This window comes from Enterobacter cloacae complex sp. OE43NF (assembly GCF_023544405.1).
Lineage (GTDB): Bacteria > Pseudomonadota > Gammaproteobacteria > Enterobacterales > Enterobacteriaceae > Enterobacter > Enterobacter cloacae.
In genome coordinates this window covers 77,715-97,877 of sequence record NZ_JAMJFW010000008.1, presented here as the reverse complement: position 1 = coordinate 97,877, position 20,163 = coordinate 77,715, and the positions used below count along the sequence as shown (strand labels likewise).

Below are 20,163 nucleotides of genomic sequence, written 5' to 3'. Positions count from 1 at the left end.
TTATCCACAAAGATGTTGTGGCAAACAATAGGCAATCAGGAAGACGGCGGACAGGAGACAAAAAGGCCATTTACTGGATTTTTGTAATATCGGAATGAAAATGCGATCCGCCTCGACATTTCTCATCGACTTCGCATTACGCAAACGGTCACAACTTGTGAGTGAAATCTCAATTTTAAGGTGACATTACATTTGTCCAGTTTTTGGCAGTTTTGTCACATGGCGCGCCTCATCATCACGCTCGTATGCTGTTCCGCATAATTGACGATTAGTTTCAGGAGTGTGTATGGCTCTGGTAGTGGAATTTACCTGTGAATTGCCCAACGGCGTTCACGCGCGTCCTGCAAGTCATGTAGAAACGCTGTGCAACACGTTTATCTCGCAAATTGAGTGGCATAACCTGCGTACGGATCGTAAAGGCGACGCCAAAAGCGCGCTGGCGCTGATTGGTACCGATACGCTGGCGGGCGATGCCTGCCGCCTGGTGATAAATGGTGAAGACGAGCAGCATGCCCGGCAGCGGCTGGAGCTGTGGCTAAGAGAGGAGTTTCCGCATTGCGACGCGCCGCTTGAAGGGGTAATCAGCACGGAGCTGGATCCCTTGCCTGAATCACTGACACGCCTGAACCCGACGCTGTTTCGCGCTACTCCGGTATGCAGCGGGAGTGCACATGGCGTCCTGACGTTATTGTCCTCGCTCGATCTCAACGCCCTGACCGATTTGCCCGACGCGCAAAGCGTGGAAACTGAGCAGTCGGCGCTGGATAACGGCCTGACGCAGCTGATCAAACACATTGAGCTGCGCGCCCTGGACAGCGACAGTACTGCCAGCGCTATTCTTGAAGCCCACCGCTCGCTGGCTACAGATACCTCGCTGCGTAAGCACCTCCTGTCAGGGGTCAGCCAGGGTCTAAGCTGCGCCCAGGCCATCATCGCCACGGCGAACCATTTCTGCGACACGTTCTCCCGTTCCAGCAGCACCTATTTGCAGGAGCGGGTGCTCGACGTGCGCGACATCTGCTACCAGCTTTTACAACATATCTATGGTGAAGCGCGTTTCCCGGCTCACGGCCAGCTGACGCAGCCGAGCATCTGCCTTGCTGACGATCTGACTCCCGGTCAGTTTCTTGAACTCGATAAAACGCAGCTTAAAGGACTGCTGCTGAAAAGTGGCGGCACCACCTCGCATACCGTGATCCTCGCGCGTTCCTTCAATATTCCGACGCTGGTTGGCGTCAACAGTGAAAGCCTGCTGCAATGGCGCAATCAGCCTGTATTTGTGGACGGCAATGCCGGTGCGGTGGTCGTCAATGGCAGCGACGCCGTAGCGCGTTACTATCAGCAGGAAGCGCGCGTCCAGCAGGCGATACACGAGCAACAGCGCGTCTGGCTTGACCGTGAAGCCAGAACCGCCGACGGCCTGCGGGTAGAAATTGCCGCCAATATTGCCCACGCGGTGGAGGCCCAGGCAGCATTTGGAAATGGTGCCGAAGGCGTGGGCCTGTTCCGCACGGAAATGCTCTATATGGATCGTGCCAGCGCACCCGGCGAAAACGAGTTATACAACATTTTCTGTCAGGCACTGGAAAGTGCAAATAGCCGTAGCATTATTGTGCGTACTATGGATATCGGCGGCGACAAGCCGGTGGAGTACCTGAATATTCCAGCTGAGAACAATCCGTTCCTCGGCTACCGTGCCGTACGCATATATGAAGAGTATTCTTCGCTGTTCACGACCCAGCTTCGGGCGATCCTTCGCGCCTCTGCCCACGGAAACCTTAAGATCATGATCCCGATGATCTCCTCCATGGAGGAGATCCTGTGGGTAAAAGAGAAGCTCGCCGACGCGAAGCAACAGCTCCGGGCTGAACATATTCCGTTTGATGAGAAAATCCCACTCGGCATTATGCTGGAAGTCCCCTCGGTGATGTTCATCATCGATCAGTGCTGCGAAGAGATTGATTTCTTTAGCATCGGCAGCAATGACCTGACACAGTATCTGCTTGCCGTCGACCGCGACAACGCCAAAGTCACGCGCCATTACAACAGCCTGAACCCCGCCTTTCTGCGGGCGCTGGACTACGCGGTGCAGGCCGTTCACCGTCAGGGTAAGTGGATTGGCCTCTGCGGTGAGTTAGGCGCGAAAGGGTCGGTACTGCCGCTGCTGGTGGGCCTGGGGCTGGACGAACTGAGCATGGGCTCCCCTGCCATTCCTGCCACCAAAGCACGCCTGGCGCAGCTTGATAGCCGCGCCTGTCGCCAGCTGTTGAACCAGGCCATGGCGTGTCGCACCTCGCTTGAAGTAGAACATCTGCTCGCCCAGTTCCGTATGAATCAGCAGGATACGCCACTGGTGACGCCACGCTGTATTTCTCTGGATAACGACTGGAACAGTAAAGAAGAAGTCATTAAAGGCATGACCGATAACCTTTTGCTCGCCGGGCGATGCCGCTATCCGCGCAAGCTGGAAGCCGATTTATGGGCACGCGAAGCCGTATTTTCCACCGGGTTGGGTTTTGGATTCGCCATTCCACACAGCAAATCAGAACACATTGAGCAATCCACTATCAGCGTCGCACGCCTGAAAGCGCCTGTTATATGGGGTGACGAGGAGGCGCAATTCTTCATCATGCTGACGCTGAATAAACACGCCGCAGGCGACCAGCATATGCGTATTTTCTCCCGCCTGGCCCGTCGCATCATGCATAACGATTTTCGCAGTGCTCTGGTTAATGCCAGTTCCCAGGAGGCTATCGCTTCCCTGCTGCAACACGAATTAGAACTCTAAAACGAGGAAAAATAATGGAACTGTATCTCGATACCGCCAACGTGGCAGAAGTAGAACGCCTTGCGCGCGTTTTCCCCCTTGCAGGCGTCACCACCAATCCGAGCATCATTGCCGCCAGCCGAGAGTCAATCTGGGAGGTGCTGCCGCGCCTGCAAAACGCCATTGGACCGAAAGGCAGGCTATTCGCCCAGACAATGAGCCGCGACGCAGAAGGCATGGTGGCCGAAGCCAAACGCCTGAGCAATGCTATCCCGGATATCGTGGTGAAAATCCCGGTCACCGCCCAGGGACTTATCGCCATTAAGGCGCTAAAAACAGCGGGCATCACTACGCTGGGTACCGCCGTGTACAGCGCCGCGCAAGGCCTGCTGGCCGCGCTGGCCGGGGCAAAATATGTCGCGCCATACGTAAACCGCGTGGATGCCCAGGGCGGGGACGGCATTCGCATGGTTCAGGAGCTGCAATCCCTGCTGGAACAGCATGCACCGGAGAGCAAGGTGCTGGCAGCCAGCTTCAAAACGCCACGTCAGGCGCTGGACTGCCTGCTCGCCGGATGTGAAGCAATCACGCTTCCCTTAGATGTAGCGCAACAAATGCTCGGCACGCCGGCGGTAGAGTCAGCAATAGAGAAGTTCGAGCAGGACTGGAAAAACGCGTTTGGTAACCTCAACCTCTAAGGGAGATATGTTATGGACCGTATCATTCAATCGCCGGGGAAATATATCCAGGGCGCTGATGTTCTCACCCGTCTCGGCGACTATCTGAAACCTCTGGCTACACGCTGGCTGGTTGTTGGCGATAAATTTGTGCTGGGTTTTGCCGAAGAGACCTTGCGCCAGAGTTTTAAAAATGCAGAGCTACATGCCGAAATCGCGCCGTTTGGCGGCGAATGTTCGCAGAATGAGATCGATCGTCTGAAAAAACTGGCCGACAGTGCGGACTGCATGGCGGTGCTGGGCATTGGTGGCGGTAAAACGCTGGATACCGCCAAAGCGCTGGCACATTTTATGGACGTGCCGGTCGCTATCGCCCCGACTATCGCCTCCACCGATGCCCCATGCAGCGCCCTTTCTGTGATTTATACCGACAGCGGCGAATTCGAACGCTATCTGATGCTGCCGCATAACCCCAATATGGTGATTGTCGACACCAAAGTGGTGGCTGGTGCGCCGCCGCGTCTGCTGGCCGCCGGGATTGGTGATGCCCTTGCCACCTGGTTTGAAGCACGCGCCTGCTCGCGCAGCGGCGCCACGACCATGGCGGGCGGCAAGTGCACGCAGGCCGCGTTAGCGCTGGCCGAGCTGTGCTACAACACGCTGATTGAAGAGGGCGAAAAAGCGATGCTGGCCGCCGAGCAGCACGTCGTCACCCCCGCGCTGGAACGCATTATCGAAGCCAATACCTATCTGAGCGGCGTAGGGTTTGAAAGCGGCGGGCTGGCGGCAGCGCATGCCATTCACAACGGGATGACGGCAGTGCCGGATGCGCATCACTTCTATCACGGTGAAAAAGTGGCGTTTGGTACGCTGACGCAACTGGTGCTGGAAAACGCGCCGGTTGAGGAGATCGAAACCGTCGCGGCGCTTTGCCACAGCGTTGGATTGCCGATCACGCTGGCGCAGCTGAACATCAAAGAAGACATTCCGGCCAAAATGCGCCTGATTGCCGAAGCGTCTTGCGCTGAGGGAGAGACCATCCACAACATGCCGGGTGGCGTGTCGCCGGATCAGGTTTACGCGGCACTGCTGGTTGCCGACCAGTATGGACAGCGTTTCCTGCAGGAGTGGAAGTAACAAAAAAGCCGGGTGCGCTACGCGTACCCGGCTCAATGTTTATTTCACGTCAAAACGGTCCAGATCCATCACCTTCGCCCACGCTGCAACGAAGTCGCGAACGAACTTCTCGTGAGCATCACTGCTGGCGTACACCTCTGCCAGCGCGCGAAGGACAGCGTTAGAGCCGAAGACCAGGTCAGCGCGAGTGGCAGTGTATTTCACTTCACCGCTGGTGCGATCGCTTCCGGCAAACAGCTCGTTCGATTCATCGGTCGCCTTCCACTGGGTGTTCATATCCAGCAGGTTCACGAAGAAGTCATTGCTCAGCACGCCTTCGCGGTTGGTGAACACACCATTTTTACTGCCGTCGAAGTTTGCACCCAGTACGCGCAGGCCGCCGATCAGCACCGTCATTTCTGGTGCGGTTAACGTCAACTGCTGGGCTTTATCAATCAGCAGCGATTCGGTGGTGGAAACATCAACCTGCGCACGATAGTTACGGAAACCGTCAGCAATCGGTTCAAGCAGGTTAAACATATCGATATCCGTCTGATCCTGACGTGCATCCACACGGCCCGGCGTGAACGGTACGGTGACGTAAACGCCTGCCGCTTTCGCCGCCTGCTCAACGCCTACCACACCCGCGAGCACGATAATATCGGCCAGTGAGGCTTTATTGGTGGTGCGCTGAATAGCTTCCAGAGCAGGCAATGCACGTATGGCTGCGGCGTTAACATCCCAGTTGCGCTGAGGCGCAAGCGCCAGACGCGCACCGTTGGCACCGCCACGCTTGTCACCGCCGCGGAAGGTTGAGGCCGACGCCCATGCCACGGAAATCAGTTCGCTCACGGAGAGCCCGGATGCTGCAATTTCCGCCTTCAGGCTCTCAATGTCCTCTTTGGTCGGATTGAATACTGCCTCCGGCAGCGGATCCTGCCAGATCAGATCTTCTTTCGGCACTTCCGGGCCAAGATAACGCGATTTTGGCCCCATATCGCGGTGGGTCAGTTTGAACCACGCGCGGGCGAAGGCTTCGTTGAAAGCCTGCGGATCGTTCAGGAAGCGACGGGAAATTTTTTCGAATTCCGGGTCAAAACGCAGCGTCAGGTCGGTAACCAGCATAGTCGGTTTGCGTTTTTTCGACGGGTCGAACGGGTCTGGCATGATCTCAGGCGCGTCCACGGCTTCAAACTGAATCGCACCGGCCGGGCTGCGGGTTTGTACCCATTCGTATTTGAACAGGTTCTCGAAGAAGTAGTTGCTCCACTGGGTCGGGGTTTGTGACCAGATGACTTCCAGACCGGAAGTAATGGCGTCAGCGCCAATACCGGTACCGTGCGTGCTGGCCCAGCCCAGGCCCTGCGCTTCAATCGGTGACGCTTCCGGGTCTGTGCCAACGTGCGTTGCTTCACCCGCACCATGAGTTTTACCGAGCGTATGCCCCCCGGCAATCAGCGCCACGGTCTCTTCGTCGTTCATTCCCATGTTACCGAAGGTGGCGCGAATGGCTGCCGCCGCGGACAGCGGTTCACCGCTGGCGTTTGGTCCTTCCGGGTTAACGTAGATCAGCCCCATTTCAGTGGCCGCCAGCGGACGTTTCGCCAGCGCTTCCGGGTCACGATGGGTCAGCCAGGCTTTTTCATCCCCCCAGTTAACGTCAAGATCCGGTTCCCAGACATCTTCACGCCCGGCACCAAAACCAAAGGTGCGGAAGCCGGAGTTTTCCAGCGCCACGTTACCCGCAAGAATAAACAGGTCAGCCCAGGAGATTTTTTGACCATATTTTTGCTTGATCGGCCACAGCAGACGGCGAGCTTTATCCAGACTGACGTTATCTGGCCAGGAGTTCAGCGGCGCAAAGCGCTGTTGACCGCGTCCGGCACCGCCGCGTCCGTCAACGGAGCGATAGGTTCCCGCACCGTGCCAGGCCATGCGAATAAACAGGCCCGCATAGCTGCCCCAGTCGGCAGGCCACCACGGTTGAGAGTCGGTTAAGAGTGCTTTGAGATCGCCCTTGAGGGCGGAGTAATCCAGCTTGCTAAATTCTTTGCGGTAGTCGAAGTCTTCACCCAGAGGGTTCGAACGATTGGAATGTTGGTTAAGAAGATCGATGCGGAGTTGTTTTGGCCACCAGTCGCGGCTGCCTGTGCCTGCCCCCGCGCTGTGATCGACGCCGCCCTGGTGGAACGGGCATTTGCCGACTGATGCCGCTTTATTGCTCTCGTCTGACGTGCTCATCGCTATGCTCCCTTTTACAGTGTTACCGTTACGATATACACCACTAGCAATAAGATATAGTTGAATTAATCCACAGATTCGATAGCTAATACCTTTTAACTTTTAGCCAGACCAAAAAGCCCTCCATTCAGGAGGGCTTGGTGTTTATCACGCCGGGCGAACACCGAGCGTATGACAAATGGCGTAGCTCATTTCCGCGCGGTTCAGCGTGTAGAAGTGGAAATCTTTTACCCCTTCCCGACTTAAAATTTTCACCATGTCCATTGCGATATTGGCACCCACCAGCTTGCGCGTTTCCGGATCATCATCCAGCCCTTCGTACATTTTGGACATCCACAGCGGAATGCGTACGTTGGTCATATCGGCAAATTTCTTCGCCTGTTTGAAGTTAGAGACCGGCAGAATACCCGGGATGATTTCCACGTCGATACCCGCAGAAACGCAGCGGTCGCGGAAGCGCAGGTAGCTTTCCACATCAAAGAAGAACTGAGTAATGGCCCGGTTCGCACCGGCATCCACTTTACGCTTCAGGTTAAGGAGGTCGGCCTGAGCGCTTTTCGCTTCCGGATGCACTTCCGGGTACGCCGCCACGGAGATATCAAAATCGGCAACGTCTTTCAGCAGCGCGACCAGATCCGCCGCATACATTTCCGGCTTACCGCTACCCGGCGGCAGGTCGCCGCGCAGGGCGACGATATGACGAATCCCGTTATTCCAGTAATCCTGGGCGATAGCACGCAGCTCGTCACCGGTGGCGTCGATACAGGTCAGATGCGGCGCCGCTTCCAGACCGGTTCTGTCTTTAATGCCTTTAATAATGCTGTGCGTACGGTCACGCTCGCCGGAGTTCGCGCCGTAGGTCACGGAGACAAATTTCGGTTTCAGGCTGCTCAGGCGATCGATAGAGCTCCAGAGGGTTTGCTCCATTTCACTGGTGCGCGGCGGGAAAAATTCAAAAGAGACGTTAATCTGGCCGTTTACTTCGGCCAGGCTCTGATTCAGGGCTTCCCGCTGGTTGGCGTGAAAAAAGCTCATACCTTACCTCTATCTTTCGCGTGTCGTTGTTTGTTGTGTTGTGAACTTCTATACGTTTAGACGTCCAGATGTAAAAATGACGGAAAAGCGGAGTGACGTCAACAGAAATAATCAACAATAACGGTGAGGAATGCTCAGGGAAGATGAAGGAAATTCATGATGGGGTGAGTGCGGTTGCTTGCCCTCACCCTGGCCCTCTCCCACCGGGAGAGGGAACATGCGGGATTACAGCAACTTAGCGAGACGATTGATGTCCGACTGGATCGCCCCGGCGGTGACATCGCGCCCTGCACCCGGGCCACGGATCACCAGTGGGTTATCGCGGTACCAGCGGCTTTCGATTGCAAAGACGTTATCGCAAGGCAGCAGCGCCGCCAGCGGATGTTCAGGACGCACCGCCTCAACCCCCACACGCGCTTTACCGTTGGCCTCGAAACGCGCCACATAGCGCAGCACCAGCCCCATCTCGTTTGCGGCTTCCAGACGTTGCAGCATCTGCTCGTTCAGTTCATCACCGTTTTCAAAGAAGTGATCAATGGATCCTTCCTCGCAGCCTGCCGGCACCAGCGACTCGACGCGAACAGCGCCGGGTTCAATGTCATAACCGGCTTCACGCGCCAGGATCACCAGCTTACGCATCACATCTTTACCGGAGAGATCGACGCGGGGATCGGGTTCGGTTAGCCCCTGCTGCCACGCCTGATCCACCAGGTCAGTGAACGGTACGGTGCCATCAAACTGCAGGAACAGCCAGGAGAGCGTACCGGAGAAAATACCGCTCAGCGCCAGAATGCTGTCGCCGCTTTCAATCAGATCGCGCACGGTATGGTTAACCGGCAGACCCGCGCCTACGGTGGCGTTATAGAGCCAGTGACGACCGGTTTTTTCGAACGCGTCGTGGATCTGACGGTACTTATCGGTGCTGCTTGCCCCCGCCAGTTTGTTCGCACTGATGACGTGGAAACCGTGGCTGGCGAAATCAAGATACTGATCGGCAAGCTGTTCGCTGGCAGTAACGTCCAGCACCACCAGATCGTCATACGGGTGCGCGCGCATCCACAGGAACAGCGACTCTTCGTCCTGTTCAACCGCTTCATCATTAAAGAAGGCAAGTGCGCGGCTGGCATCCAGCCCCTCGTAGTTCAACAGACTGCGGCGGCTGTCCACCACTCCGGCGAGGATAAATTCAAAGCCGGTACGTGCTGAGAGCGTGACCTGCTCGCGCGCGAACAGCTCCAGCCAGCGAGAACCGATGTTGCCTTTACCGAACAGCACCAGACCGATACGTTTTTCCGCACGGAACAGAGAGGTATGCAGACCCTGAATCAGGCTCTCAGTTGGCCCTTTACGCAGGACGGCAACGAGGCTGATGCCCTCTTCCGACTGCCAGGTAAATTCAACCGGTTGCCCTTTCAGCTGTTGCCAGAAGCGGTGGCAGTGCAGTGGGTTACGGGTGACGCCCGCGCCCACCATCGCCACCAGCGCCAGCCCCTGACGCAGACGAAGCTCGCCCGGCAGGCCCGCTTCATCCAGAATTTTTAGCGCGCTGTCCGCCACTTCGGCGGTGTAGCAGAACTGCAGCAGTTGACGGTCGTTATGTACGCCAACCGCCAGCGGACGCACCTGAGCACGTTTGAGGATCGTGTCGATATCTTTATGCGCCAGTTTGAAGTCCTGGCCCGCCGGGACCTGGAACTCAATCAGGCAGATGTCGTCGTGGCTGGTGACAATACGCGCCCCCGTACCGGATGCCAGCACGCGTTCGATGCGCGTGGAGCCCTGATCCGGGGTGTAACTGCAGCGCAACTGCAGATCGATATCGCTACCGGAAACCGGCTGCAGCGTACGCGCGTGCAGAACCGGCGCGGCCAGACGTGCCAGCTCGCTGGCTTCATCCAGGCGCAGCAGCGGCAGCAGGCAGGCGTCTTTCACCTTACGTGGATCAGCACTGTAAACACCGGCGACGTCACTCCAGATGGTGACGCGGGACACGCCCGCCAGGGCACCGATCTGCGTCGCCGAGTAGTCAGAGCCGTTACGCCCCAACAGCACGGTTTCCCCGGCATTGCTGCGGCTGATAAAGCCGGTCACCACAATGCGTTTACCCGGATGCTGTACCAGCAACTGTTGCAGCAGCGGGTAGGATAGACCTTCGTCCACCTGTGGCTGTGCGGCGCGTTCGGCACGCAGGAAATCACGCGCGTCGAGCCAGGCAGCCTCAACGCCCAGATGTTGCAGCACGGCGGCCATCAGGCGCGCAGACCACACTTCACCGTGCCCCACCACTTCGGCGTACACCGCATCGGTAATACCGCTGTCCAGCAGGGCGGCCAGACGCTCAAGGTCATGCGTAAAAGCGCTAATCAGCCCATCCGCCACGTCTGCAGGCAGCAAACCGGCAATCAGCTCGCTCTGGTAACGGCGTAAGGACTGTTGCACCTGATGCGCAGAGAGGCGATCGGTCTGGCTCAATTTCAGCCAGCTAATCAGCTGGTTGGTGGTGCTGCCCGCCGCGGAGACAACCATCATGTCACCCGGCTGTGAATACTCTGTCATGATCCCTGCAACGCGCAGATAACACTTCACATCAGCAAGACTACTACCACCAAACTTGTGCAGTTGACGACCCTTCGCCCCTGCCTGCGCTATCACACTCATGATTACCCCTTGGCTGCGACCCGGAAGCCATTTTCCAGATCGGCAATTAAATCTTCAGAATCTTCAATACCGGTTGAGATCCGCAGCAGCGTCTCAGAAATCCCGGCGGCGGCACGTGCCTCTGGTGCCATACCTGCGTGCGTCATGGTCGCAGCGTGGGAGATCAAACTTTCAACCCCACCTAACGATTCCGCCAGCGTAAACAATGACAGCCCGCTCAGGAAGCGACGCAGCGTTTGCTCGTCACCGTCCAGTTCAAAACTTAACATCGCGCCAAACCCTTTCTGCTGACGCGCGGCAATCTCGTGCCCCTGGTTTTCAGGCAGCGACGGGTGATAAAGCTTCTTCACCAGCGGCTGCGTTTTCAGGAAATCGACAATCGCCTGGGCATTGCGCTGTGCCACCTCCATACGCGGCGACAGCGTGCGAATCCCGCGTAACAGCAGATAGCTGTCGAAGGCCCCGGCGGTGACGCCAATGTTATTGGCCCACCATGCCAGTTCGGTGACAACGTCGGGATCTTTTGCAATCACCACGCCTGCGACGACATCAGAATGACCGTTCAGATATTTAGTGCATGAATGCAATACCAGATCTGCACCCAGCGCCAGTGGGTTCTGAAGGGCCGGACTGAGGAACGTATTATCCACTACACTTATCGCTCCCGCATCCCTTGTGAGCTGACAAATTTTCGCAATATCGACAACGCGCAACAATGGATTGCTTGGACTTTCCACCAGCACCAGCTTCGGCTTCTCTGCCAGCGCCTGTTTCAGCGCCTGTTCGTCATTTTGATCGACAAACAGTACCCGGTAACAGCCGCGTTTTGCCAGGCTATCAAACAGACGATAGCTGCCGCCGTAACAGTCGTGCGGCGCAACCAGCAGATCGCCCGGCTTCAGGAACACGGTAGTCACCAGATGAATGGCAGACATGCCTGTATTGGTTAATACTGCCCCTGCGCCACCTTCCAGTTCCGCCAGCGCGCGCTGGGTAACATCACGCGTAGGATTGCCACGACGCGAGTAGTCATGCGCACGGGGTTCATTAAATCCGGTGAAATTATAGGTACTGGAAAGATGAATCGGCGGGACAACACAGCCGTACTGCTCGTCATCATTCAATCCGCTACGCACTGCGATGGTGGCCTGTTTACGCGTCATGGTGAAGGCTTCCTGGCTAATTAGGTGAAAAGTCAGGCACCAGAGTAAACATTGAAAGTATGGACGTCAATACATCTGGACATCTAAACTTCTTTGCGTATAGATTGAGCAATGCGCAAATAGCCGTTAAAATTATATGCTTTAGTGCACGCTGCAGCGGCAATATCCGTGCCACGGTATCGTCTCTACGGTAAACTACGCAGGTTTACGGTTCAAAACCGACGGTTACAGGTTTTGCACCTTTAGATTAATGACTGAGAGGATTAAAGGTATCTCATGGCTGAATGGAGCGGCGAATATATCAGCCCATACGCTGAGCACGGTAAGAAGAGTGAGCAAGTAAAGAAAATTACGGTTTCCATTCCTCTGAAGGTGTTGAAGATCCTCACCGATGAACGTACGCGTCGTCAGGTGAACAACCTGCGCCACGCAACCAACAGCGAACTGCTGTGCGAAGCGTTTCTGCATGCGTTTACCGGCCAACCGTTGCCGAACGATGACGACCTGCGCAAAGAGCGTAGCGACGAAATCCCGGAAGAGGCGAAGGTGATCATGCGTGAACTGGGTATCGACCCGGAGACGTGGGAATACTGATAAGCGGATACAAAAAAGGCACCTTGCGGTGCCTTTTTTTCGGGAAACTTATTTAGCGCCCGGGATGCTGAAACGCTTGTTGAAGCGGTCAACACGGCCACCGGTTGCAACGTCACGCTGCTTACCAGTGTAGAACGGGTGGCATTTGCCGCACACGTCCAGGTTCAGATCGTGACCCACGGTAGAGCGGATCTGGATAGAGTTACCGCAAGAGCAGTTTGCAGTAATCATTTCGTATTTCGGGTGAATATCTTTTTTCATGGGAGAACCTCAGTTAAGGCCGCGTCGCTCTTCCAGCCCTAACGCCAGACACCACGCGATGTTGAATGTAAGTTCTTTGGCGTAAAGTACACCAAAGGCGGCGAATCATACAGAATTTGACCAACGTATGCAAACTGATCCGCACGCCGCTTTCACTAATGTGTATACTAACGCGCCACTTTTCAAGTCAGGAAGATTCGATGCCCGTCGCTCACGTTGCCCTGCCCGTTCCGCTTCCCCGCACGTTTGACTATCTGCTGCCCGACAGCATGAGCGTTAAAGCGGGCTGTCGCGTGACCGTGCCCTTTGGCAAACAGCAGCGCGTAGGGATCGTCGTCTCCGTCAGCGACAAGAGCGAATTGCCGCTTAACGAACTGAAATCGGTCGTTGAGGTGCTCGACAGCGAGCCCGTTTACTCCACCAGCACCTGGCGACTGCTGCTGTGGGCGGCGGATTATTATCATCATCCGATTGGCGATGTTCTGTTCCACGCTTTACCGATTATGCTGCGCCAGGGCAAAAGCGCCAGCCACGCGCCAATGTGGTACTGGTTTGCGACCGAACAGGGCCAGGCGGTGGACATTAACAGCCTGAAGCGCTCCCAGAAGCAACAGCAGGCGCTGGCCGCCCTGCGTCAGGGGAAAATCTGGCGCCATCAGGTTGATGAGCTGGAAGTCAGCGAAACCGCGCTCCAGGCACTACGAAAAAAAGGGTTGAGCGAACTGGCAAGCGAGGCTCCGGCCCTGTATGACTGGCGGGAGCGATTTTCCGTCTCGGGCGATCGCCTGCGCCTGAACACCGAGCAGGCCACCGCCGTGGGGGCGATCCACAGTGCCTCCGGCCATTTCTCCGCCTGGCTACTGGCCGGGGTCACCGGTTCCGGCAAGACAGAAGTCTATCTCAGTGTGCTGGAAAACGTGCTCGCGCAGGGCAAACAGGCGCTGGTGATGGTGCCGGAAATTGGCCTGACGCCGCAAACCATCGCGCGCTTTCGCGAGCGGTTTAATGCGCCGGTTGAGGTGCTGCACTCTGGCCTGAATGACAGCGAACGCCTCAGCGCCTGGCTGAAAGCGAAAAACGGCGAAGCGGCGATCGTGATTGGCACCCGTTCATCACTGTTTACGCCGTTCAAAAATCTTGGCGTCATCGTCATTGATGAAGAACACGACAGCTCTTATAAGCAGCAGGAAGGCTGGCGGTATCACGCCCGCGATCTGGCCGTCTATCGCGCGCACAGCGAGCAAATCCCCATTATTCTGGGCTCTGCTACCCCGGCGCTCGAAACGCTGCATAACGTTCGCCAGCGTAAATACCATATGCTGCGCCTGACGCGTCGCGCGGGGAATGCGCGTCCGGCCATTCAACACGTGCTGGATCTGAAAGGTCAGCAGGTGCAGGCGGGGTTAGCACCTGCCCTTATCACCCGGATGCGTCAGCATTTGCAGGCGGGCAATCAGGTTATTTTGTTCCTCAACAGACGCGGCTTTGCCCCGGCATTGCTGTGTCACGACTGCGGCTGGATCGCAGAATGCCCGCGTTGCGACCACTACTACACCTTCCATCAGGCCCAGCGCCATTTGCGCTGCCACCACTGCGACAGCCAGCGCCCGGTGCCGCGTCAGTGTCCATCATGCGGGTCAACGCACATCGTGCCGGTCGGTCTGGGCACTGAACAACTGGAACAGGCCCTGGAGCCGTTCTTCCCGGATGTGCCCATTTCCCGAATCGACAGGGACACCACCAGCCGTAAAGGGGCGCTGGAACAGCAGCTGGCAGAAGTGCATCGCGGTGGCGCGCGCATCCTGATTGGCACCCAGATGCTGGCTAAAGGTCATCACTTCCCGGACGTGACGCTGGTTGCCCTGCTGGATGTCGATGGCGCACTGTTCTCTGCCGATTTCCGCTCAGCCGAGCGTTTTGCCCAGCTTTATACCCAGGTGGCCGGACGCGCGGGACGCGCCGGGAAACAGGGCGAAGTGGTACTGCAAACGCACCATCCTGAGCATCCGTTGCTGCAAACCCTGCTGCACAAAGGCTATGACGCCTTTGCCGAGCAGGCGCTGGCTGAACGCCAGACCATGCAGCTTCCCCCGTGGACCAGCCACGTGATCATCCGCGCGGAAGATCATAACAACCAGCAGGCGCCGCTTTTCCTGCAGCAGTTGAGAAACCTTCTGCAGGCCAGCCCGCTGGTTGATAATCAACTGTGGATTTTAGGGCCGGTTCCGGCGCTGGCCCCCAAGCGCGGCGGACGTTTTCGCTGGCAGATTTTGCTGCAACACCCTTCGCGCATCCGTTTACAGCACATCGTCAGCGGCACGCTGGCCTTGATCAACACCCTGCCAGAAGCGCGCAAAGTGAAGTGGATGCTTGACGTTGATCCCATCGAAGGCTGAAGCCGGATCGAAAAATTTAACGTCCCTCACACTTTTTATGAAAATTCTGTAACCGATTCCATTAACTATCTGTAAAAATGGTGGCGTCAGAAGTTCGGTGTTCAGGCGAGGAGAAGACGTTGAAGTCCAGGAAAGAGGTTGCCACGGCGACCATGAAAGACGTTGCCCAGAAAGCACAAGTCTCTACGGCAACCGTGTCCCGCGCATTAATGAACCCGGATAAAGTCTCTCAGGCGACCCGCAACCGGGTAGAACAGGCCGCGCTGGAAGTGGGGTATTTCCCACAGGCGATGGGGCGTAACGTTAAACGTAATGAGTCGCGGACCATCCTGGTGATTGTACCGGACATCTGCGATCCCTTCTTCAGCGAAATTATTCGCGGCATCGAAGTGACCGCTGCGGAGCAAGGGTATCTGGTGCTCATTGGCGACTGCGCGCACCAGAATCAGCAGGAAAAAACCTTTATCGACCTCATTATCACCAAGCAGATCGACGGCATGCTGCTGCTTGGTTCGCGCCTGCCGTTTGATGCCAGCATTGAAGAGCAGCGCAATTTACCGCCGATGGTGATGGCCAACGAGTTTGCGCCGGAGCTGGAACTGCCAACGGTGCATATTGATAACCTGACCGCCGCGTTCAACGCCGTTAACTACCTGCAGGAGCTGGGGCATAAACGGATTGGCTGCATTGCCGGCCCGGAAGAGATGCCGCTGTGTCACTATCGCCTGCAGGGCTATGTTCAGGCGCTTCGCCGAACCGGCGTGACGGTTGATCCGCACTACATTGCGCGCGGTAATTTTTCCTTCGAAGCCGGTGGTCAGGCGCTGGAAAAACTACTGGCGTTGCCTGAGCCGCCTACCGCAGTGTTCTGCCACAGCGACGTGATGGCGCTTGGGGCATTATCGTATGCGAAACGCCGCGGCCTGCGCATACCGAAAGATTTGTCGATTATCGGTTTCGATAATATTTCGCTTTCAGAATTTTGCGATCCCCCGCTCTCAACCGTTTCGCAGCCACGCTACGACATTGGCCGTGAAGCGATGCTTCTTTTGCTCGATCAGTTGCAGGGTCAAACAGTTAGCAGCGGATCGAGGTTGCTGGACTGCGAACTGATTATTCGTGGTTCTACCCAGGCATTGACTTAAAGTAAATGTCTTTAGGACACCCTTATCTGGTCAAAGCCCCGCCGCTTAAGTAACATGGCGGACTGACGAACGAATAAATACAGCGAAACGATAGTGGCACAACGAGATTATGTACGTCGCGGCCAGCCGGCACCTTCGCGACGCAAAAAGAGTAGCGCAAAGAAAAAGCAACGTAACCTGCCTGCTGTCTCGCCAGCAATGGTCGCTATTGCTGCGGCGGTACTGGTGGCCTTCATCGGCGGCCTGTACTTTATCACGCACCATAAAAAAGAAGAGGCTGAGGCCCTTCAGGGCAACAAAGTGGTTGGAAATGGTCTGCCACCGAAGCCTGAAGAGCGCTGGCGCTATATTAAAGAGCTGGAAAGCCGTCAGCCTGGCGTGCGTGCGCCGACCGAGCCATCCGCCGGTGGCGAGGTGAAAAATGCCGATCAGCTAACGGACGAACAGCGTCAGTTGCTGGCACAGATGCAGGCAGATATGCGCCAGCAGCCTACGCAGCTGAATGAAGTGCCGTGGAATGAACAAACGCCGGCGCAGCGTCAGCAAACACTGCAACTGCAGCGCCAGCGTCAGGCACAGATTCAGCAGCAACAACAGCAGCAGTGGACGCAAAACCAGCCGGTACAGCAGCCTAAAGCGCAGCCGCGCGTGACGGAACAGCCGTACCAGCAGCCGCAAACGCGAACGGCGCAGTCTCAGCCTGCTCAGCAGCCAAAGGCCCAGACGCAGAAGCAAACGGCTCAACCGTATCAGGATCTGCTGCAGACGCCTGCGCATACCACCGCGCAGCAGCCGAAAACACAGCAGGCCGCACCGGTCACCAAAGAGACCGCGGCACCGAAGCAAACGGCTGAGAAGAAAGACGAACGCCGCTGGATGGTGCAGTGCGGTTCGTTCAAAGGTGCCGAGCAGGCCGAAACGGTCCGCGCTCAGCTGGCATTTGAAGGATTTGACTCGCGCATTACCACCAATAACGGCTGGAATCGCGTGGTGATTGGCCCGGTCAAAGGCAAAGAAAATGCCGATGGCACCATTTCTCGTTTGAAAGTCGCCGGTCACACAAACTGCATCCGACTTGCTTCCGGGGGTTGAAACCCCCAAATTCCCCCCCATCTATCTTTCTATTCAGCCCTGAGCACAGGCTCAGGGCTTCTGTTTCCCGATTCTGTAACCAGGGGGTCTGCTCGTGACAACAATAGTAAGTGTACGCCGTAACGGCCACGTGGTAATCGCCGGTGATGGCCAGGCCACGCTGGGTAATACCGTAATGAAAGGCAACGTGAAAAAAGTCCGTCGTTTATACAACGACAAAGTGATCGCCGGTTTTGCAGGCGGCACGGCTGATGCTTTCACGCTGTTTGAACTGTTTGAACGTAAACTGGAAATGCACCAGGGTCATCTGGTGAAAGCCGCCGTTGAGCTGGCGAAAGACTGGCGAACCGACCGCATGCTGCGCAAACTCGAAGCGCTGCTGGCCGTGGCCGATGAAACCGCATCGCTGATCATCACCGGTAACGGTGACGTCATTCAGCCGGAAAACGACCTGATTGCCATCGGCTCTGGCGGCCCTTATGCCCAGGCTGCGGCTCGCGCACTGTTGGAGAATACCGACATGAATGCGCGTGATATCGCTGTGAAGGCGTTGGATATTGCGGGTGATATCTGCATCTATACCAACCACAACCACACCATCGAAGAATTGACCTCTAAAGCGTAAGGATCTCCCATGTCTGAAATGACCCCACGCGAAATTGTCAGCGAACTGGACAAACATATTATCGGCCAGGATAACGCCAAGCGTTCCGTGGCTATTGCTCTGCGTAACCGCTGGCGCCGCATGCAGCTCGACGAAGAGCTGCGCCATGAAGTGACGCCAAAAAACATTCTGATGATCGGCCCAACCGGTGTCGGTAAAACCGAAATCGCTCGCCGTCTGGCGAAACTGGCTAACGCGCCGTTCATCAAAGTTGAAGCCACTAAGTTCACCGAAGTGGGCTATGTAGGTAAAGAAGTTGACTCTATCATCCGCGATCTGACCGACTCGGCAATCAAGATGGTTCGCGTTCAGGCGATCGAGAAAAACCGCTATCGCGCGGAAGAGATGGCTGAAGAGCGTATTCTTGACGTGCTGATCCCGCCGGCGAAAAACAACTGGGGCCAGGCTGAACAGCAGGCTGAGCCGTCTGCGGCACGTCAGGCATTCCGCAAAAAGCTGCGCGAAGGCCAGCTGGATGACAAAGAGATTGAGATCGATCTCGCCGCCGCGCCAATGGGTGTGGAAATCATGGCACCTCCTGGCATGGAGGAGATGACCAGCCAGCTGCAGTCCATGTTCCAGAACCTGGGCGGTCAGAAACAGAAAGCGCGTAAGCTGAAAATCAAAGATGCGATGAAGCTGCTGATTGAAGAAGAAGCAGCAAAGCTGGTGAACCCGGAAGAGCTGAAGCAGGATGCGATCGACGCGGTTGAGCAGCACGGTATCGTGTTTATCGACGAAATCGATAAGATCTGTAAGCGCGGTAACGCGTCCGGCCCGGACGTCTCCCGTGAAGGCGTGCAGCGCGACCTGCTGCCGCTGGTTGAAGGCTGCACCGTCTCCACCAAGCACGGGATGGTCAAAACGGACCACATCCTGTTTATCGCATCCGGTGCGTTCCAGATTGCCAGCCCGTCTGACCTGATCCCGGAACTGCAGGGCCGTCTGCCTATCCGCGTTGAGCTGCAGGCGCTGACCACTGAAGATTTCGAACGTATCCTGACCGAGCCAAACGCGTCTGTGACCGTACAGTACAAAGCGCTGATGGCGACCGAAGGCGTGAACATTGAGTTCACCGAAGACGGTATCAAACGCATCGCCCAGGCGGCCTGGCAGGTCAACGAAACCACCGAGAACATCGGTGCGCGTCGTCTGCACACGGTGCTGGAACGCCTGATGGAAGATATCTCTTATGATGCGAGCGACCTGAACGGTCAAACCATTACTATTGACGCAGAATATGTGGGTAAACACCTGGATGCGTTAGTGGCAGATGAAGATCTGAGCCGTTTTATCCTATAATCGCGGTTACTGCATTCTCATCACATTTAATGGGGGCTAATGCCCCCATTTTTTTGGCTTAATAACTATGACTGATATCAGCCGTACTCAGGCGTGGCTCGAAAGTCTGCGCCCTAAAACCCTTCCTCTGGCCTTTGCCGCGATTATCGTCGGTACCGTCCTTGCCTGGTGGCAGGGGTATTTCAATCCGCTGGTTGCCGTGCTGGCGCTGGTCACCGCCGGTTTGTTGCAGATCCTCTCTAATCTCGCCAACGACTACGGCGATGCGGTTAAGGGTAGCGATAAGCCTGACCGTATCGGCCCTCTGCGCGGGATGCAGAAAGGGGTGATTACGCAGGCACAGATGAAGCGCGCGTTGATTATCACCGTGGTACTGATTTGTTTATCCGGCCTGGCGCTGGTGACGGTCGCCTCGAAAACCACCAGTGATTTCATTGGTTTTCTGGTGCTGGGCCTGCTCGCTATTATCGCCGCCATTACCTATACCGTCGGCACGCGCCCTTACGGTTATATCGGCCTGGGTGATATTTCCGTGCTGGTATTTTTTGGCTGGCTGAGCGTGATGGGCAGCTGGTACTTACAGGCGCATACGCTTATCCCTGCCCTGTTCCTGCCCGCCACCGCCTGCGGTCTGCTGGCAACGGCGGTACTTAATATCAACAACCTGCGCGATATCGACAGCGACCGTGAGAACGGCAAAAACACGCTGGCCTTGCGTCTGGGGCCGGTTAACGCGCGTCGCTATCATGCCTGCCTGCTGATGGGCGCCCTGCTCTGCTTCGCACTGTTCAACCTGATCTCGCTGCATAGTCTCTGGGGCTGGCTGTTTGTGCTCGCCGCGCCGCTACTGATTAAACAGGCCCGCTTTGTGATGCGTGAGCTCAGCCCGGCAGCCATGCCACCGATGCTTGAGCGCACGGTAAAAGGCGCACTGCTCACTAACCTGTTGTTCGTGATAGGGATTGTCCTGAGCCAGACGCTGAGTTAACTGACAAATATCAATTAACAATTGATGATTTTGCCAACAACGCATTTCGCACGATATACTGAAC

The 20,163-nt window shown here is 56.4% G+C and carries 15 protein-coding genes; 10 read left to right on the top strand and 5 right to left on the bottom strand.

Annotated features, from left to right (window positions below; all coding sequences use genetic code 11):
- The first annotated feature begins 286 nt into the window (after positions 1-286).
- From ptsP to gldA, 3 genes are read left to right on the top strand one after another with little or no spacing between them, the layout of a single operon-like run.
- Positions 287-2,788 carry a phosphoenolpyruvate--protein phosphotransferase gene (gene ptsP, locus M8370_RS05930; RefSeq protein ID WP_250020643.1) on the top strand — a complete coding sequence of 834 codons (2,502 nt, stop codon included), beginning with the start codon at positions 287-289 and terminating at the stop codon, positions 2,786-2,788.
- Positions 2,789-2,802: 14 nt separating this feature from the next.
- Positions 2,803-3,465: a fructose-6-phosphate aldolase gene (gene fsa, locus M8370_RS05925; protein WP_020686913.1), complete on the top strand. Its 663-nt coding sequence runs from the start codon at positions 2,803-2,805 to the stop codon at positions 3,463-3,465.
- Positions 3,466-3,477: 12 nt separating this feature from the next.
- Complete coding sequence (gene gldA, locus M8370_RS05920) at positions 3,478-4,581, top strand: bifunctional L-1,2-propanediol dehydrogenase/glycerol dehydrogenase (RefSeq protein WP_250020641.1); 1,104 nt, start codon at positions 3,478-3,480, stop codon at positions 4,579-4,581.
- A 39-nt stretch (positions 4,582-4,620) separates the two neighbouring features.
- Here gldA and katG read toward each other — a convergent pair whose 3' ends face one another.
- The 4 genes from katG to metB all read right to left on the bottom strand — a co-directional run bounded on the left by katG (position 4,621) and on the right by metB (position 11,657).
- The gene (gene katG, locus M8370_RS05915) at positions 4,621-6,801 is read right to left on the bottom strand and encodes a catalase/peroxidase HPI (protein ID WP_161657047.1); all 2,181 of its coding nucleotides are present in this window, start codon (positions 6,799-6,801) and stop codon (positions 4,621-4,623) included.
- 147 nt (positions 6,802-6,948) lie between these two features.
- Positions 6,949-7,836, bottom strand: coding sequence for a methylenetetrahydrofolate reductase (gene metF / locus M8370_RS05910; protein ID WP_013099307.1), 888 nt, complete (start codon positions 7,834-7,836; stop codon positions 6,949-6,951).
- Positions 7,837-8,061: 225 nt separating this feature from the next.
- Complete coding sequence (locus tag M8370_RS05905) at positions 8,062-10,494, bottom strand: bifunctional aspartate kinase/homoserine dehydrogenase II (RefSeq protein ID WP_038420815.1); 2,433 nt, start codon at positions 10,492-10,494, stop codon at positions 8,062-8,064.
- A 2-nt stretch (positions 10,495-10,496) separates the two neighbouring features.
- Positions 10,497-11,657 carry a cystathionine gamma-synthase gene (metB, locus tag M8370_RS05900; RefSeq protein ID WP_013099309.1) on the bottom strand — a complete coding sequence of 387 codons (1,161 nt, stop codon included), beginning with the start codon at positions 11,655-11,657 and terminating at the stop codon, positions 10,497-10,499.
- A 276-nt stretch (positions 11,658-11,933) separates the two neighbouring features.
- Between metB and metJ the strand changes: the two genes are divergently transcribed.
- The gene (gene metJ / locus M8370_RS05895; RefSeq protein WP_003862042.1) at positions 11,934-12,251 is read left to right on the top strand and encodes a met regulon transcriptional regulator MetJ; all 318 of its coding nucleotides are present in this window, start codon (positions 11,934-11,936) and stop codon (positions 12,249-12,251) included.
- A gap of 48 nt (positions 12,252-12,299) precedes the next feature.
- On the opposite strand, the gene rpmE is transcribed toward metJ, so the two are convergent.
- Positions 12,300-12,512, bottom strand: a complete 213-nt coding sequence (gene rpmE, locus M8370_RS05890) for a 50S ribosomal protein L31 (RefSeq protein WP_003862040.1) — start codon at positions 12,510-12,512, stop codon at positions 12,300-12,302.
- Between the two features lie 200 nt (positions 12,513-12,712).
- On the opposite strand from rpmE, the gene priA reads away from it, so the two are divergent.
- The 6 genes from priA to menA all read left to right on the top strand — a co-directional run bounded on the left by priA (position 12,713) and on the right by menA (position 20,099).
- On the top strand, positions 12,713-14,908 hold the full coding sequence (gene priA / locus M8370_RS05885) for a primosomal protein N' (protein ID WP_250020639.1): 2,196 nt from the start codon (positions 12,713-12,715) through the stop codon (positions 14,906-14,908).
- Positions 14,909-15,027: 119 nt separating this feature from the next.
- Positions 15,028-16,053 (top strand): DNA-binding transcriptional regulator CytR, encoded by a 1,026-nt coding sequence (cytR, locus tag M8370_RS05880; RefSeq protein WP_013099311.1) that lies wholly within the window; start codon positions 15,028-15,030, stop codon positions 16,051-16,053.
- A 93-nt stretch (positions 16,054-16,146) separates the two neighbouring features.
- Positions 16,147-17,145 (top strand): cell division protein FtsN, encoded by a 999-nt coding sequence (gene ftsN / locus M8370_RS05875; RefSeq protein WP_250020631.1) that lies wholly within the window; start codon positions 16,147-16,149, stop codon positions 17,143-17,145.
- A 94-nt stretch (positions 17,146-17,239) separates the two neighbouring features.
- The gene (hslV, locus tag M8370_RS05870) at positions 17,240-17,770 is read left to right on the top strand and encodes an ATP-dependent protease subunit HslV (RefSeq protein WP_008501802.1); all 531 of its coding nucleotides are present in this window, start codon (positions 17,240-17,242) and stop codon (positions 17,768-17,770) included.
- 9 nt (positions 17,771-17,779) lie between these two features.
- The gene (hslU, locus tag M8370_RS05865) at positions 17,780-19,111 is read left to right on the top strand and encodes an ATP-dependent protease ATPase subunit HslU (protein WP_013099313.1); all 1,332 of its coding nucleotides are present in this window, start codon (positions 17,780-17,782) and stop codon (positions 19,109-19,111) included.
- 67 nt (positions 19,112-19,178) lie between these two features.
- Positions 19,179-20,099: a 1,4-dihydroxy-2-naphthoate polyprenyltransferase gene (menA, locus tag M8370_RS05860; protein WP_250020629.1), complete on the top strand. Its 921-nt coding sequence runs from the start codon at positions 19,179-19,181 to the stop codon at positions 20,097-20,099.
- Positions 20,100-20,163 lie beyond the last annotated feature (64 nt).

What these genes read in the sequence shown, in the direction of transcription:
- rpmE (WP_003862040.1), bottom strand. Translation starts at nt 12,512, where the DNA reads ATGAAAAAAGATATTCACCCGAAATACGAAATGATTACTGCAAACTGC.
- metJ (WP_003862042.1), top strand. Translation starts at nt 11,934, where the DNA reads ATGGCTGAATGGAGCGGCGAATATATCAGCCCATACGCTGAGCACGGT.
- katG (WP_161657047.1), bottom strand. Translation starts at nt 6,801, where the DNA reads ATGAGCACGTCAGACGAGAGCAATAAAGCGGCATCAGTCGGCAAATGC.
- gldA (WP_250020641.1), top strand. Translation starts at nt 3,478, where the DNA reads ATGGACCGTATCATTCAATCGCCGGGGAAATATATCCAGGGCGCTGAT.
- metB (WP_013099309.1), bottom strand. Translation starts at nt 11,657, where the DNA reads ATGACGCGTAAACAGGCCACCATCGCAGTGCGTAGCGGATTGAATGAT.
- hslU (WP_013099313.1), top strand. Translation starts at nt 17,780, where the DNA reads ATGTCTGAAATGACCCCACGCGAAATTGTCAGCGAACTGGACAAACAT.
- fsa (WP_020686913.1), top strand. Translation starts at nt 2,803, where the DNA reads ATGGAACTGTATCTCGATACCGCCAACGTGGCAGAAGTAGAACGCCTT.
- M8370_RS05905 (WP_038420815.1), bottom strand. Translation starts at nt 10,494, where the DNA reads ATGAGTGTGATAGCGCAGGCAGGGGCGAAGGGTCGTCAACTGCACAAG.
- ptsP (WP_250020643.1), top strand. Translation starts at nt 287, where the DNA reads ATGGCTCTGGTAGTGGAATTTACCTGTGAATTGCCCAACGGCGTTCAC.
- priA (WP_250020639.1), top strand. Translation starts at nt 12,713, where the DNA reads ATGCCCGTCGCTCACGTTGCCCTGCCCGTTCCGCTTCCCCGCACGTTT.
- menA (WP_250020629.1), top strand. Translation starts at nt 19,179, where the DNA reads ATGACTGATATCAGCCGTACTCAGGCGTGGCTCGAAAGTCTGCGCCCT.
- metF (WP_013099307.1), bottom strand. Translation starts at nt 7,836, where the DNA reads ATGAGCTTTTTTCACGCCAACCAGCGGGAAGCCCTGAATCAGAGCCTG.